The sequence below is a fragment of the Craterilacuibacter sp. RT1T genome (genome assembly GCF_023502145.1).
GTDB lineage: Bacteria > Pseudomonadota > Gammaproteobacteria > Burkholderiales > Chromobacteriaceae > Craterilacuibacter.
In genome coordinates this window covers 137204-152582 of the sequence record NZ_JAMFLI010000005.1, presented here as the reverse complement: position 1 = coordinate 152582, position 15379 = coordinate 137204, and the positions used below count along the sequence as shown (strand labels likewise).

At 59.6% G+C, this 15379-nt stretch carries 10 protein-coding genes; 5 read left to right on the top strand and 5 right to left on the bottom strand.

What is annotated here, in order from left to right:
* The first annotated feature begins 146 nt into the window (after window positions 1–146).
* The 3 genes from M3P88_RS09955 (at window position 147) to M3P88_RS09945 (ending at window position 3774) form a co-directional block, all read left to right on the top strand.
* Complete coding sequence (locus tag M3P88_RS09955; RefSeq protein WP_249615895.1) at window positions 147–2927, top strand: hypothetical protein; 2781 nt, start codon at window positions 147–149, stop codon at window positions 2925–2927.
* A gap of 82 nt (window positions 2928–3009) precedes the next feature.
* Complete coding sequence (locus tag M3P88_RS09950) at window positions 3010–3300, top strand: ATP-binding cassette domain-containing protein (RefSeq protein WP_349629054.1); 291 nt, start codon at window positions 3010–3012, stop codon at window positions 3298–3300.
* 147 nt (window positions 3301–3447) lie between these two features.
* A complete protein-coding gene (locus M3P88_RS09945; RefSeq protein ID WP_249615893.1) occupies window positions 3448–3774 on the top strand; it encodes a hypothetical protein in 327 nt (108 codons plus the stop codon).
* A 219-nt stretch (window positions 3775–3993) separates the two neighbouring features.
* Here the strand turns inward: M3P88_RS09945 and M3P88_RS09940 are convergent, their stop codons facing one another.
* Window positions 3994–4545 (bottom strand): hydrolase, encoded by a 552-nt coding sequence (locus tag M3P88_RS09940; RefSeq protein ID WP_249615892.1) that lies wholly within the window; start codon window positions 4543–4545, stop codon window positions 3994–3996.
* A 132-nt stretch (window positions 4546–4677) separates the two neighbouring features.
* Here M3P88_RS09940 and M3P88_RS09935 point away from each other — a divergent pair, with 132 nt between their 5' ends.
* Window positions 4678–7509 carry an FAD-binding and (Fe-S)-binding domain-containing protein gene (locus M3P88_RS09935; RefSeq protein ID WP_249615891.1) on the top strand — a complete coding sequence of 944 codons (2832 nt, stop codon included), beginning with the start codon at window positions 4678–4680 and terminating at the stop codon, window positions 7507–7509.
* A 57-nt stretch (window positions 7510–7566) separates the two neighbouring features.
* Here M3P88_RS09935 and M3P88_RS09930 read toward each other — a convergent pair whose 3' ends face one another.
* Window positions 7567–7743, bottom strand: coding sequence for a hypothetical protein (locus M3P88_RS09930; protein WP_249615890.1), 177 nt, complete (start codon window positions 7741–7743; stop codon window positions 7567–7569).
* Between the two features lie 145 nt (window positions 7744–7888).
* Window positions 7889–9031: a trans-sulfuration enzyme family protein gene (locus tag M3P88_RS09925; RefSeq protein ID WP_249615889.1), complete on the bottom strand. Its 1143-nt coding sequence runs from the start codon at window positions 9029–9031 to the stop codon at window positions 7889–7891.
* Between the two features lie 213 nt (window positions 9032–9244).
* Between M3P88_RS09925 and M3P88_RS09920 the strand changes: the two genes are divergently transcribed.
* Window positions 9245–11005: an AMP-dependent synthetase/ligase gene (locus tag M3P88_RS09920; RefSeq protein ID WP_249615888.1), complete on the top strand. Its 1761-nt coding sequence runs from the start codon at window positions 9245–9247 to the stop codon at window positions 11003–11005.
* A gap of 125 nt (window positions 11006–11130) precedes the next feature.
* On the opposite strand, the gene M3P88_RS09915 is transcribed toward M3P88_RS09920, so the two are convergent.
* Together M3P88_RS09915 and M3P88_RS09910 are read right to left on the bottom strand one after the other, a co-directional pair.
* Window positions 11131–13386, bottom strand: coding sequence for an arginine/lysine/ornithine decarboxylase (locus tag M3P88_RS09915; RefSeq protein WP_249615887.1), 2256 nt, complete (start codon window positions 13384–13386; stop codon window positions 11131–11133).
* A gap of 526 nt (window positions 13387–13912) precedes the next feature.
* Complete coding sequence (locus M3P88_RS09910) at window positions 13913–15379, bottom strand: phospholipase D-like domain-containing protein (protein ID WP_249615886.1); 1467 nt, start codon at window positions 15377–15379, stop codon at window positions 13913–13915.

Sequence of the window (15379 nt, the reverse complement as noted above, 5' to 3'; positions counted from 1 at the left end):
GTTTAATATAAAAATATCAATCAAATCAATAATTTACAGGCATCCATGTTTGTAGGATAGTGCGTGCCTGCTTGCTTTTCACCTAGCTGATTTCTCTATGGCCGGTGGAGGGCATTAATTTTTTGTGGATTTTTGTTGGTGCTTTGATGAATAAATTGAAACTTATCCTTCCAGCGCTGCTTGGGGTCGTGCTTACCGCTTGTATCGGTGGCGGAACCAGTGCGGCCAGCGAGGGAGAAGACGCGATGGCGTCGCAAGGGGAGGTATCTACGGCTCGTATGATGCGCTCTGCCAGTACCTCGCGCGCGGTGTTCGTTGCGACGGCACCTTACGCACCGACGATCGGGGAAAACAGTGTACCTATCGACCTTGGTGCGGAAAAAATTACCCACGATTTCAGCGGCAATGTTCCGTTTTATAACCAGCAGATTGGCCGCTCTGACATCTTGACCGTTAACGCCTGGAATCCGCAGACCAACAGCCAGCAGAACGTGGTTGGGCATAGCCTGACGGATGCCGGGGTTCCACGCTATGTCTTCAAGAAGGATGGTTACACTGCGATCGGTGTACGCAGACAGGATGGTCTAGTCGACGGCACCCAGTATACCCAAGTCAATGCCTTCCAGATCCCAACGCGCAACCACTTCGAATGGCAACTGAAATTCCGTCTGGCCGGCAGCAGCTTGTCGCAGCCATGGAAGCTGAGCCGCCCAGGCGAAGCACCGGCTGTCTTGTGGCGCTTACAGAGCGCAGGCTTCGCGCCCTCGCTGATCATGGGGGTTGATACTGACCGGAATAATGGCAATCGCCTGAGCCTGAATTTCGATGCGCGCATTGATCCGGCCCAAAATGCCAAGCGTATCGTGGATGCAGGGGGGCTGGATCCTGCGGCAGAACATGATGTACGTATTGAAGCTTTCCTCGATGAGCGGACTGCCGAGCAGGGCGGCCAAGGCTTTCTTCGGATCAGTGTCAACGGCCGCGTAGTGCATGAGCAGCAAGGGCCAACCGTGCAAGCGGGTGCGTACCAGCCATATGGTTGGGCTATTGGTATGAATACGCTGGCGCGCAAGGGCGACCGCTTTGCGTACTTCAAGACCGCCCGCCTGATGAAGCTTGAATCCAGCGGCGGCGGGGACTCCGGCGGGGACTCCGGCGGTGACTCCGGTGAAGGTGGGCTAGTGCCACCTAGCGGTGATGCCTACGTTGCACATGCGCCATATCTGGCGACCGTCGGCAATAGTCAAGTGCCGGTTGATTTGGGTGCGAGCAAAATCACGCACGACTTTGGCGGTAGCGTACCGTTCTTTAACCCGGAAATCGGCCGTTCGGACATTGTGACCATTAACGTATGGAACCCGCAGACTCAGTCGGCACAGAACGTGATGGGGCACAGTCTGACCAACGAAGGCGTCAAGGATCGCGTGTTCAAGGACGGCGACTTCACCGCAATAGGTGTGGTGGCGGGTGATGGTATCGTGGAGGAGAAGCTGCGCACGCAGGTCAATGCGTTCCAGTTCTCGACCCGTAAGCACTATGAGTGGCAGCTGCAGTTCCGCTTGGGTGGTCGTCGTTCCGGTCTGCCGTGGCATATGGCGCCGGTCGGCGAGTCTCCGGCGACTGTCTGGCAGGTCAAGACGCAGGGCTTTGGTCCCGCGCTGTTGATGGCGGTGGATACCGACCCGAACAATCCGGGTAAAGTTCAGCTGAGCTTCGATGAGCGCGTCGATCCATCGCAGGGTGGCAAGCGTATCACGCAGGTCGGCAATATCGATCCGAACGCCGAGCAGGATGTGCGGATTGAGACCTATCTTGATGAGCGCACGGCAGCACAAGGCGGCCGTGGTTTCCTGAAGATCACGGTCAACGGTCAGGTGCTATTCGACCAGCCAATGGCTACCGCGCAGGCTGCAGCGATTTACCCTTACAACTGGTCGGTGGGGATGTACTTGTACGCGAATACGCTCCCGCTGTCGTACGACCGCTTTATTTACTTCCGTACTGCCCGCCTGATCGATCTTGGCGATGACAGCGGTGGTGATGGCGGTGATGGTGGCGATGGTGGTGGCGAGATTATCCCGCCACCGCTAAGCGGCAGTGCCTATGTGGCTTACGCACCGTACAAGGCGACCATCGGCAATACTCAAGTACCGGTTGATTTGGGTGCGAGCAAAATCACGCACGACTTTAGCGGTAGCGTACCGTTCTTTAATCCGGAAATCGGCCGCTCGGACATCGTGACCATTAACGTATGGAACCCGCAGACTCAGTCATCACAGAACGTGATGGGGCACAGTCTGACCAACGAAGGCGTCAAGGATCGCGTGTTCAAGGACGGCGACTTCACCGCAATTGGTGTGGTGTCGGGCGATGGCATCGTGGAGGAGAAGCTGCGCACGCAGGTCAATGCGTTCCAGTTCTCGACCCGTAAGCACTATGAGTGGCAGCTGCAGTTCCGTTTGGGCGGTCGTCGTTCTGGTCTGCCGTGGCATATGGCGCCGGTCGGCGAGTCTCCGGCGACTGTCTGGCAGGTCAAGACGCAGGGCTTTGGCCCCGTACTATTGATGGCTGTGGATACCGACCCGAACAATCCGGGTAAAGTTCAGCTGAGCTTCGACGAGCGCGTTGATCCATCGCAGGGCGGCAAGCGTATTACGCAGGTCGGCAATATCGATCCGAACGCCGAGCAGGATGTGCGGATTGAGACCTATCTTGATGAGCGCACGGCAGCACAAGGCGGCCGTGGTTTCCTGAAGATCACGGTCAACGGTCAGGTGCTATTTGACCAGCCAATGGCCACCGCGCAGGCTGCAGCGATCTACCCTTACAACTGGTCGGTGGGGATGTACTTGTACGCGAATACGCTCCCGCTGTCGTACGACCGCTTTATTTACTTCCGTACCGCCCGCCTGGCCGTGCTCGATTGAGCTTGGCTGGCAGGTAGCAGGGGTGCCCGGATCGGGCACCCTTTTTTGTGCTGAGTGTGCCTTTACGGGCGTAGCCATCTAGCTGCTGGAGCGGGTCGGCCTAGCTGAACACAGCTATAAAATGCCGGTGCAACTGTCCGGCGGCCAGCAGCAGCGCGTCGCCATCGTACGCGCGCTGATGGCGCGCCCGCGTCTGGTGCTGGCCGATGAACCCACCGGCAACCTCGACACCCAGACCGCTGCCGACGCCTTTGCGCTGATGCGCGAAATCAACCGCGAAGACGGCGTCACCTTTCTCCTGGTTACCCACGACGCGCGGCTAGCGGACACCTGCGACCGGCAGATCCGGCTGGTGGATGGGGGGCTGGTTTAGAGGCGTTTGGGCTGGCGGTGATAGGCGAAGTCGTGTGGCTAAGTGCATGTGAACAAATGCACAATCGCTTACTTTAGGTAGTGTTCGAGTTCATAGTTGGTCCATTGCAAGGCGGCCTGCCGCCAATGGACAACAAGGACATGCGACATGAAAAAAGTATTGATGACGCTACTGCTGGGTCTTGCCTGCTCAAGCGCCTTTGCCAGCAGCTGGGGTGTAAAAAGCGAGATCCGTGAGGGGATTTATGAAGTAGGAAAAGCCAAGCGCGAGGGTGCGCGCGAAGTGATCGCCGAGCGGCGCGAGGCGGCACGCGACTATTATCAGGCGGATACGCCGTGGGAAAAACGCCGTGCGATCCGTAATGGTATCCGCGAGGTGCGCCAGGCCAAGACGCGTGCCTACGTCGATGTAAAGAAGGAAAAGCGCGAAGCAAGGCGCGAAATCCGCCGCGAGTACCGTCAGGATCGCTGGTAGGCCGGCTGGCTTTGCCTGAGCTGCATGCGTCTATCGATTAGCCCCCTACGGCAAGTTTTGCTTTAGAACCTGTTCACGATCTGCTGCGCATCGGCGATACGGCGTTAAAAACAGCTTCGAAATGCTCATGTACCACCTGTACATTCCGCTTTCTCAGCCGTTTTCGCCTTGTCTCGCCCTCGCTCGCGAGATCGTGAACACGCTCTTAGGGGGCTTGTCTCATGGCTGCTCACCGACCAGATACTTCTTGCTCATTGCCTTGAACTGTTCGCTGCCCGATTTTTCCAGCATCTCGAACAGCACCATCTCGCGGCTGACCAGCACGGCACCGGCGCCCTGCATTCTTTGCAGTCCCAATTCCTTATCGCGGTCGCTGCGGCTGCCGACGACATCGGCGACGACAAATACCTGTTTACCCAATTGCAGCAGCCCCAATACCGTTTGTAACACGCAGACATGGGTTTCCATGCCGCACACGATGACCTGTTCGCGTTCCAGCAGGCTGCGCGGCAGGCAGCCTGCGCTGACGCAGGAGAAGTGCAGTTTCTCTACCACTTGGGCGGCGGGGGCCGCCGCCAGCAGTTCGGGCAGGGTGTGGCCCAGACCTTGCGGATACTGCTCGGAAAACACCACCGGCAGGGCACAATCATGGGCGGCGGCGATCAGCCAGCGCGCGCGCGCGATCAGGTTTTGCGCGCCGGCAATGGCGGGGATGAGTTTTTCTTGTATATCGACCACCAGCAAGGTGGCCTTGTCTTTGTGCATCAGCATGTGTGTACTCCCGCTTATGGTTTTCATGTCAGGATAATCCATAGTCATGAATAGGGGCATCCCCGCATGGGGTAAGCGCGCGGACTGTGGCAAACTTTGTCCTATTGATGACCTGAATCCTGGAGCCATTGCATGTTGCCTGCCGCCTACCAAAGCTTTGTCCGGCGTATTAGCGGCCGTATCGACAGCCGGCGCATCTATACCGATCCCTTGTCCACGCTGACGTATGGCACCGATGCTTCCTGCTACCAGCTAAGACCCAAGGTGGTGGTGAAAACGCATAATGAGGATGAAGTCAGGCTGTTGCTGGCCGAGGCGGCGGCGCTGGCTTTGCCGGTGACTTTTCGCGCGGCGGGCACGTCCTTGTCGGGGCAGGCGGTCAGCGATTCGATTTTGTTGGTGGCCGGCGATGCGTGGAACCGCCTGGAGGTGCTGGAAGAGGGTGCAGCCATCCGTTTGCAGCCGGGGGTACTGGGGGCGGCGGCCAATGCCGCTCTCTTGCCTTACGGGCGCAAGATAGGCCCGGACCCGGCGACGCTGAATGCGGCAATGATAGGCGGCATCGTCAATAACAACGCCAGCGGGATGTGCTGCGGCACCGCGCAGAACAGTTACCGCACCGTGCGCAGCCTGCGCCTGATTCTGGCGGATGGCACCTTGCTCGATACCGCGGACGAGGCCAGTGTGGCGGCATTTCGCCAGAGCCATGCCGGCTTGCTGTCGGCCTTGTCAGCTTTGGCGCAGCGCGTGCAGGAGGACGAGACGCTCGCGGAACGCATCCGGCGCAAGTACAAGATGAAAAACACCACCGGCTATAGCCTGAATGCGCTGGTGGACTACACCGATCCGCTGGCCATCTTGCTGCATCTGATGGTGGGCAGCGAAGGCACGCTGGCCTTTGTGTCCGAGGTGGTGTATCACACCGTGCCCGACTGGGCGCACAAGGCATCGGCGCTGGTGTTTTATCCCGACATCGGCACGGCCTGTCAGGCTATCGCGCTGCTGGCACAGCATAAGGATCAGGTGGCGGCAGCCGAACTGCTGGATAGGGCGAGTCTGCGCTCGGTGCAAGACAAGGCCGGCGTACCGGCTCTGATACGCAGTCTGCCCGATAGCGCGGCGGCCATTCTGATTGAAACCCGCGCCGAGTCCGCGGCGGATTTGCAGCGCCAGAGCGCGGCCATCAGCGATTTTCTTGCCCCGTTTACGGCCTTGTCGCCGCTGGTGTTTAGTAGCGATGCCGCCGAAACGACCCGGCTATGGAATATCCGCAAGGGCATGTTCCCCAGCGTCGGGGCGATGCGCGCCAGCGGAACGACGGTGATTATCGAGGATGTGGTGTTTCCGATCGAGCATCTGGCTCAGGGGACGCTTAAGCTGCAGGCCTTGTTCCAGTGCCACGGCTATCACGAGGCCATCATTTTCGGCCATGCGCTGGAGGGCAATCTGCACTTCGTGTTTACCCCTGATTTTTCCGGCGCGGCCGAAATCGGGCGCTATCAGGCTTTTCTGGAAGACGTGTGCCAGCTGGTGGCGGTCGAGTACGAGGGCGCGGTCAAGGCCGAGCATGGCACCGGGCGCAATATGGCACCCTTTGTCGAGCTGGAGTGGGGGGCGGATGCCTACCGCGTGATGCAGGAAATCAAGCTGCTGTTCGACCCTGAGGGCATGCTCAACCCCGATGTGATCCTGTCGCAGGACAAGTTGCTGCACGTCAAGCATCTCAAGCCCATGCCGGCGGCCAACCCCATTATCGATAAATGTATCGAGTGCGGTTTTTGCGAGGCGCAATGCCCCAGCCGCGCACTGACGCTGACGCCGCGCCAGCGCATTGTGGCTCGGCGTGAAATCGCGGCGCTCCTTGCCAGCGGCACCGAGCCTGCCGCCTTGCAGCAGATGGAAGCGGCTTATGTCTATGCCGGCGAGCAAACCTGTGTCGCCTGCGGTCTGTGTGAAACGGCGTGTCCGGTCGGCATCAATACCGGAGCGCTTACGCTGGGGCTGCGCGAGGCGGCACTCGGCGAGCGCGCGCGCAAGGGGGCCGCGACGCTGGCACGGCATTACGGCCTCGCGAGCAGTGCGGCCCGCACCGGTTTGCGCCTCTTGGCCGGCTTTGAGCGGGTGGCGGGCGAGGGCGGTACGGCAGCCTTGATGCAGGGTTTGCGCCGCGTATTGGGCGCGCGCGTGCCGCACTGGTCACGCCATTTTCCGCGTGGTGCCGGGCGTTTTTCCGCGCTGCCGGGCAAGGCGGATAGTGTGCGTAAAGTGGTGTATCTGTCATCCTGCCTGACGCGAACCTTTGTGCCCTCAAGCGCCGCGCCGGATGCGCGCCCGGTCAACCAGGTGGTCGCATCGGTGCTGGAAAAAGCCGGTTATGCGCTGCTCTATCCGGCGGATCTGGGCAATCTGTGTTGCGGCACGCCTTTTCACTCCAAAGGCGCGATGGATGCCGCCCAAGCCAAACGCATGGAAGTGGAGGCGGCGCTATTGCTGGCCAGTGACAATGGCCGCTGGCCGGTGATTGTCGACAACGGGGTCTGTACGGTGGCGCTGTTGGAGGGCTTGCAGGATACGCCGCTACAGATTTACGACGTGACGCGCTTTGTGCATGAAGTGGCTGCCGACTATCTGCAGTTCAGCCCGGTCGATGAGGATGTGGCGCTGCATGTGGTGTGTTCGATGCGTAAAAGCGGTCAGGCGGGGATGCTGGAAGCGCTGGCACGGCGTTGTGCGAATCGGGTGACCGTGCCCGGTGGGGTCACCTGCTGTGGTTTTGCCGGTGATAAAGGCTTTACCTTCCCCGAGTTGAATGCCTCGGCGCTGAAAGACTTGCGCCCGCAGGTGGCGCATTGCAGCGGCGGCTATGCCAATAGTGCGACCTGCGAAATCGGCCTGTCTGAACACTCGGGTCTCGATTACCAGCATCTGATGGTGCTGGTGGATAAGGTGACGCGCGCGCTCTAATGCAAAACGCTCAAGGGCAAGGCTTACGCCTTGCCCTTGAGCGTGATCTGCTGGTGTTCAGCCCAGGTTGAATGGCGACTGCTGGTAAAACGGATTGAATGGCGAGTTGCGTTGCACTTCTTCCTGGGGGCGGCGAAAGCGCGGTTTGAGCATGCCGCTGACCAGGGAAAAGGCACCGCCGATAATCGGTAGCGCAAAGAAATAAATCAATACGACGCTTAGTATGATTGTCATGTTTGTTCTCCAATGTTTGGAGACAATTATCCGTTTTAAAACAGTTGTTTGTCTTTCGTTTCCCGGACATCGATAGCCAGCGCCGCGACATGACCGTCATTTCTATGAGCCAGTCTGGGCGGCGCCGCAATCGATGTGCGGGAAATCAGGCGAGCGCCTGTGCCAGATCGGCCAGAATATCGTCGATATCTTCTATCCCGATAGAGAGACGCAAGCCGCCTTCGCGCAGTCCCAGCGCGCGCTTTTGTTCAGGGGGTAGCGAGCCGTGTGACATGGTCCAGCTATGGTTAACCAGCGACTCGACCCCGCCCAGCGACTCGGCCAGCGCGAACAATTGCAGGCGGGTGGCGACGCGGTTGGCGGCTTCGCGCGTGTCATCCTTTAGATAGATCGAAATAATGCCGCCGAAACGGCGCATCTGTGTCTTGGCCAGCGCATGTTGCGGATGGTCGGCGAGGCCGGGGAAGAACACCTTTTCAATGGCCGGATGCCCGAGCAGAAAAGCGGCGACCTTTTCGGCATTGTCGCAATGACGCTCCATTCTGAGCGCCAGCGTCTTGATGCCGCGTAGCACCAGGAAGCAGTCCTGTGGCCCGGGCACATTGCCGGCCGAATTCTGGATAAAGCGGATCTTCTGTTGCAACGCATCGTCGTTCAGCGCAACCAGACCCAGCAATACATCGGAGTGCCCGCCCAGATATTTGGTGGCCGAGTGCACCACAATATCGGCGCCCAGATCGAGCGGATTCTGCAAATAAGGCGTGGCAAAGGTGTTGTCGATGGCGACATGCGCGCCATGGGCGTGGGCAATCGCCGACAGCGCAGCAATATCGACCAGATTCAACAGCGGGTTGGTGGGCGACTCCAGCCATACCAGCTTGACCGCAGGATGGATGGCCGCTTCCAGATTGGCCGGGTCGGTCAAGTCGACAAAGCTGACCTTGATCCCCAGGGGCGCCATGACCTTGGACAATAAGCGCCAGGCGCCGCCATACAGATCGGCCACCGCGATGACCTCATCGCCCGGCTGCAAAAAGGCACGCAATACCCCATCGATGGCCGCCATGCCGCTGGCAAAAGCCATGCCGTGGCGGGCATTTTCCAGGCTGGCAAAGCAGCCTTCCAGCGCCGCGCGGGTCGGTGTGCCGGAGCGGGCATAGGAAAATTCCATGTCGGCGCCGATCTGTTCGAAGGCAAACACCGAGGTTTGATAAATAGGCGGCATCACGGCGCCCTGATGGGCTTTTGCCTGATAGCCAGCATGGATGGCGCGAGTAGAAAACTTCATCTTAAGCCTCGGATTTTTAAGTAAAACGTATGAACATGTTAAGAAACACGAGCATGTGGCATGCGGTAAATTGGAGACTGATTGCTATTGTTTTATTGCAGGGTCTTTGCCAATTCCAGTTTGATATCGGACAAAGCCGTCTAAGTTCAATACTTTACACCTTCGCCGATTGGGGATAAGGTGCGCTCTTTCGATTTCGGTCCACATAAAGCGATGAAGCTTGAACGTGCATTTGACTTTCTGTATCACCAGCTAGAAACGCAACCACGCCACGATTGCCTGAGCACACGCAAAGGCAAGCAGTGGCATACCCTTTCGACGCCTGAAGTTGTAGAAACCGTCAACCGCGTCAGCCATGGCTTTATCAAACTGGGCATCAACCGTGGCGACCGTGTCGCCATCGTGGCCGACAACTCGACCGAATGGGTGCTGGTCGATCTGGCCTTGCAGCAGATCGGCGCCATCAGCGTGCCGCTGTACCCGACGATTACCGTCGAAGATGCAACCTATATCCTGATGCATGCCGGGGTCAAAATGGCCTTTGCCGGCACGGCCGCCATGCAGCGCAAGGTACATGATGCGCTGGGCAAACTGAGCTGTCCTATCTATTCCTTTGCCGATATCGAAGGCGTGCCTTCGTGGCGCGAAGTCGAAGCGCTGGGGGCCGATGGTGACGATATCATGCTCGCCGCCTTGCGTGACAGCATCCGCGCCGACGAGGTGTTTACCATTATCTACACCTCGGGTACGACCGGCCGCTCCAAGGGCGTGATGCTGTCGCACCGTAATGTGGTGAGTACCGCAACGGCAACGGCCGAACATACCGGCTTGCCGCAAGGCCAGTTGCGCGCCCTGTCCTTTTTGCCGCTATCGCATATTTTCGAGCGTACCGGGGTTTACTACTATATGTCTTCCAGTACCGGCATTTATTTTGCCGGTGTCGAGCAGCTGTCCAATGCGCTGCAGGAAGTGCATCCGCACACCTTCAGTGCCGTGCCGCGCGTGCTGGAAAAGCTGTATGAAAAGCTGGCGGGCAAGGCCTCCGAGCTGTCTGGCAACAAGAAAAAGCTGTATCTGTGGGCGCTGGATATGGCCGAAAATTTCGACCCCAATGCCAAGATGGGCCTGTGGCAAAAGGCGCAGTTCGCGCTGGCCGACAAGTTGATCTTCAGCAAGTGGCGCACGGCGCTGGGTGGCGAACTCAAATGGATTAATGTCGGTTCGGCCGCGCTGCAACCGCGTTTGGCGCGTCTGATGTGGGCCTGCGGCATCATGGTGGCCGAAGGCTATGGCATGACCGAATGCTCGCCGGTGATTTCGGCCAACCTGTTTGATCCCGCCAAGGTGCGCATCGGCTCGGTGGGCATACCGCTGCCGCATGTCGAAGTGAAGATTGCCGACGATGGCGAAATCCTGGTGCGTGGCCCCAATGTGATGGTCGGTTACTACAAGGATGCCGAGCAGACCGCAGAAACCATTATCGATGGCTGGCTGCATACCGGCGACATCGGCAAGATGGCCGATGGCGTGCTGACCATTACCGACCGCAAGAAGGAAATGTTCAAGACCTCCAACGGCAAATATATCGCGCCGCAGGTGATCGAGAACAAGCTCAAGGAATCGGCCTTTATCGATCAGGTGATGGTGGTGGGCGACGGGCAGAAGTTTGCCGGTGCACTGATCGTGCCGCTATTCGACAAGCTCAAGGAGTGGTGTGCGCAGCAGGGCATCGCCTATACCAGCGATGCCGAAATGGCGCACAACCCCAAGGTGCAGGCGCTGATCGACCGCGAGGTCAAACGCTTCAACCGCTATTTCGGCAATTGGGAGCATGTGAAGAAATTCGCGCTGCTGGAGAAGCCCTGGTGTGTGGACAAGGGTGAACTGGCGCCGACGCTTAAGCTGCGCCGCAAGGTGATTAGCCAGCATTGCCGTGATCTGATCGACAGCCTGTATCAGCATCACCCAGCCTGATACCGGTTTGCCGGATGTGACAAAGCCCCGCGATGAATCGCGGGGCTTTGTCGTATGGCCAAGGCGGGGAACCCTGCGGCTCCCGGCTCCCGGTTACCGACTCCCGGTTCCCGGTTCCCCACTCCCTATTTCACGCAATCCACGCAGTACACCCGCTTGCCGTCTTTTTCCACCGCCACCAGGCCGTGCACATCCGTTTCAAAGCCCGGCAGTTCGAGGTTGAAGTCCTGTACAAACTTCAGATAGCCGACAATGGTGCGGTTGAAGCGCTCGCCCGGAATCAGCAGCGGAATCCCCGGCGGGTAAGGCGTGAGCAGGCCGGCAGTGATGCGGCCTTCCAGTTCGTTAACCGGTACCCGCTCGATTTCGCGGTGCGCAGTCTTGGCGAAGGCATCGGCCGGACGCATCGCAGGCTCCATTTCCGACAGATAGATCTCGGTCGTCAGGCGCGCAATATTATGGCGCGCATACAGTTCGTGAATCTTCTGGCACAAATCGCGCAGGCCGACACGCTCGTATTGCGGATACTTGGCAACAAACTCCGGCATGATGCGCCACATCGGCTGGTTCTTGTCGTAGTCGTCCTTGAACTGCTGCAACAGCGAAATCAGCGTGTTCCAGCGGCCCTTGGTAATGCCGATGGTGAACATGATGAAGAAACTGTACAGGCCGGTCTTTTCCACCACCACACCGTGTTCGGTCAGATACTTGGTGACGATGGCGGCCGGTATGCCCATTTCGTCCGGGTTGCCGTCTACATCCAGCCCTGGGGTGAGAATGGTGGCCTTGATCGGGTCGAGCAGGTTGAAGCCTTCTTCAATGCCGGCAAAGCCGTGCCAGCGGTCTTCCGGCTTGAGTTGCCATTCGGCCGGATCGCAGATGCCGTCGTCCGACAGCGCTTGCGGCCCCCACACCTTGAACCACCAGTCATGGCCGTACTCTTCATCCACCTTGCGCATGGCGCGGCGGAAGTCCAGTGCCTCGACCAGCGATTCTTCCACCAGCGCCTTGCCGCCCGGCTGCTCCATCATCGCCGCCGCCACATCGCAGCTGGCGATAATCGCGTACTGCGGGCTGGTCGAGGTATGCATCAGATACGCCTCGTTGAACAGGGACACATCCAGTTTGCGGTTGATCGGGTCCTGCACCAGAATCTGCGAGGCCTGCGAGATGCCTGCCAGCAGCTTGTGGGTGGACTGGGTGGAGAAAATCATCGACTCCTTGCAGCGCGGCCTGTCATCGCCAATGGCGTGGAAGTCGCCATAAAAATCGTGGAAGCTGGCGTGCGGCAGCCAGGCTTCGTCAAAGTGCAGGCTGTCGACTTCGCCATCGAGCAGGCCCTTGATCTCCTCGACGTTGTACAGAATGCCGTCGTAGGTGGACTGGGTTAGCGTCAGAATGCGTGGCTTGGCACCCGGGTTCTTTTCCAGCGCGGCGCGGGCAAACGGATTGGCCATTATCTTTTGACGGATGTTTTCCAGCGAGAACTCGGCCTTGGGGATCGGACCGATAATGCCGTAGTGGTTGCGCGTCGGCATCAGGAACACCGGAATGGCGCCGGTCATAATGATCGCGTGCAGATTGGACTTATGGCAGTTGCGGTCCACCAGTACGATGTCGCCGGCGGCAACCGTGCTATGCCACACGATCTTGTTGCTGGTCGAGGTACCGTTGGTGACAAAAAACAGATGGTCGGCGCTGAAGATGCGCGCGGCGTTGCGCTCGGAGGCCGCTACCGGGCCAGTATGGTCCAGCAACTGGCCCAGCTCATCCACGGCATTGCACACGTCGGCGCGCAGCATGTTTTCGCCGAAGAACTGGTGGAACATCTGGCCGACCGGGCTCTTCAAAAAGGCGACGCCACCGGAGTGGCCCGGGCAGTGCCAGGAATAGGAGCCATCGTTGGCGTAGTCGACCAGCGCACGGAAAAACGGTGGTGCCAGACTGTCGAGGTAGGACTTGGTTTCGCGGATGATGTGGCGTGCCACGAAGTCCGGCGTGTCCTCGTGCATGTGAATAAAGCCATGCAGCTCGCGCAGGATATCGTTCGGGATATGGCGCGCGGTACGCGTCTCGCCATAGAGATAAACCGGAATATCGGGGTTGCGGCGGCGCAGTTCGGCGATAAAGCCATACAGCTTGCCCAGCGCGGTATCGGTGCTGTCCTGGGTGTGGAATTCCTCGTCATCGATAGACAGGATAAAACCGGCAGCGCGGCTTTGCTGCTGTGCAAAGGCAGTCAGGTCGCCATAGCTGGTGTAGCCCACCACTTCGATGCCCTGGCTTTCAATGGCGCTGGCCAGCTCGCGGATACCGGAGCCGCTGGTATTTTCAGTACGAAAATCTTCGTCGATGATGACGATGGGAAAACGAAAACGCATGCCTGAGTCCTTGTTGAAACTCGGACATCAAGGGCACCGTCAAAAGGGCGCAAGCGTGGGATAGGGTCGTGCCCTGTCATGACACAGGGTCGGGGCCGGGCACCTGTAACGCCTTGCGGCCTTTGGCGAGGCCAAAGATGTCACTCGGTGCGCGTTAGGGCGCAGTTGCTGTGCGGTACAGAGAAGTAGCGCACGCCGTGGCTGGCCTTGAGGCGCGATTCACATCAAATTCCGGCACCTGGGCGCCGGGTCATTTGGGTGCTTTGCACCGCGGTCCGCACTGGATGGGGTCCATCCTCACGTCTGCCGGCTTAGGGCAGGCTGATAGCAGCCCACCTTCGAATACCCTGTTCGGCGCGCATTATATCCACATTGAATTTTTTGTAAAGAGGCAGGGGGAGGGAGTGGAGAGTAGGGAGTAGGGAGTAGGGAGTAGGGAGTAACGGCGTCGGCTCCCAGATCCCGGCTCCCAGACCCCAGACCCCAGACCCCAGACCCCAGACCCCAGACCCCAGACCCCCACGCCCTATCCCCTCTTACGCAGCTGCCACGCCTTCAGGATCAGTGCCGCGCTGCCTGTGCCCAGTAGCAGCACCAGCGGCGCGGCGATCAGCCATGGGAAAAAGGCGATGGCCAGCGCCAGCAGCAAGAGGGTGCAGCCTATGCTTAACAGCGCGGAAGCTTCGCTGCGCTCGACTTCGCGCGTGCCGCGCACCACGGCTTCGATGGTGTCGCCGATGCGTGCCGCTTGTCTGGCTGCCGCACGGGCGGTGGCGCGGGCACGGGCGGCATTGGCGCCTGCGCTGAGCAGGGGGGGGTGATAGGGCAGGCGTGGGCGTGACAGGGCCGGGCGGCGGCGCTGGCCTTGCAGGATGACTTCGGTCGCATTATCCAGATCACGGTAAAAGCGCTCGGCCAACTCGCCCGCCAGCGTTTCGTCCTCGATGGAGACATCCAGTTCCCGATTGGCCAGCCAGCTGGACACATTGAGATTGGATGAACCGATGCGCGCCCAGCGTCCATCGGCCACGGCGGTTTTGGCATGGATCATCGAGCCGTTCCATTCGAACACGCGCACGCCGGCTTCCAGTAGGGGGCGGTACTGGGTACGCGACACGGTTGCGATCCAGGCAATATCGCTGGCGCGCGGCACCAGCAAGCGCACATCGACCCCGTCGCGAGCCGCATTTTTCAAGGCGGTGAGATAGGTACCGGTGCCCATGAAATAGGCATCGGTAATCCATAGCGTTTCGCGGGCGAAGGCGGCAATCATCAGATCCAGCCGCATCATGTTGGCGCTGCTGGGGGTGGTGGCAATCAGGCGCGCCGCGACATCGCCGGGTATGGGGGAGGGAGCGGTGTGTGGCGCCAGTGCCAGCGGGCTGCCGCAACTGGCCCAGCTATCGGCAAAGGCCGCAATGGCGTCCTGTAGTACCGGGCCGGTCAGTTGGACGCCGGTGTCGCGCCACGGCGCGATGCCGGCTTTGCTGTCGCCCTCCCAGCGCGCGCTGGCGCACAGGCCGGCGACAAAGACCTGCTCCTGGTCGACGATGATTTGCTTGCGGTGGTTGCGCCCCAAAAGCGCGAGCCCGGCGGACAGGCTGGGCGGATTGTAGTAGCGGATTTCGGCGCCGGCCGCGAGCAGCGGCTTGAAAAAGCCGGACAAAATTTCCTGCCAGCAGCCGAACCAGTCCAGCAGCAACAGTACGCGCACCTTGCTGCGCGCCCGCTCGGCGAGCAGGGCGCATAGATGACGGCCGAAGTCGTCATTGCTGAACATATACATCTCGATCAGGATGCTTTCCTGCGCAGCGGCAATCGCCGCTTCCCATGCCGGAAAATTTTCGGCGCTGTCGTACAGCAGGTGGGCGTGATTGCCGGCAATCAGCGGTGCGCCCGCCGCGCGGGCAAAGGCCTGGTCGGCGAAGCCGCGTACGGCCTCACGGGAAGCGGGCGTTTTTTCCGGGATATGAATCACACTTTTGTCCGACAT

What these genes read in the sequence shown, in the direction of transcription:
- M3P88_RS09920 (WP_249615888.1), top strand. Translation starts at nt 9,245, where the DNA reads ATGAAGCTTGAACGTGCATTTGACTTTCTGTATCACCAGCTAGAAACG.
- M3P88_RS09955 (WP_249615895.1), top strand. Translation starts at nt 147, where the DNA reads ATGAATAAATTGAAACTTATCCTTCCAGCGCTGCTTGGGGTCGTGCTT.
- M3P88_RS09945 (WP_249615893.1), top strand. Translation starts at nt 3,448, where the DNA reads ATGAAAAAAGTATTGATGACGCTACTGCTGGGTCTTGCCTGCTCAAGC.
- M3P88_RS09940 (WP_249615892.1), bottom strand. Translation starts at nt 4,545, where the DNA reads ATGCTGATGCACAAAGACAAGGCCACCTTGCTGGTGGTCGATATACAA.
- M3P88_RS09910 (WP_249615886.1), bottom strand. Translation starts at nt 15,379, where the DNA reads ATGTCGGACAAAAGTGTGATTCATATCCCGGAAAAAACGCCCGCTTCC.
- M3P88_RS09915 (WP_249615887.1), bottom strand. Translation starts at nt 13,386, where the DNA reads ATGCGTTTTCGTTTTCCCATCGTCATCATCGACGAAGATTTTCGTACT.
- M3P88_RS09925 (WP_249615889.1), bottom strand. Translation starts at nt 9,031, where the DNA reads ATGAAGTTTTCTACTCGCGCCATCCATGCTGGCTATCAGGCAAAAGCC.
- M3P88_RS09930 (WP_249615890.1), bottom strand. Translation starts at nt 7,743, where the DNA reads ATGACAATCATACTAAGCGTCGTATTGATTTATTTCTTTGCGCTACCG.
- M3P88_RS09935 (WP_249615891.1), top strand. Translation starts at nt 4,678, where the DNA reads ATGTTGCCTGCCGCCTACCAAAGCTTTGTCCGGCGTATTAGCGGCCGT.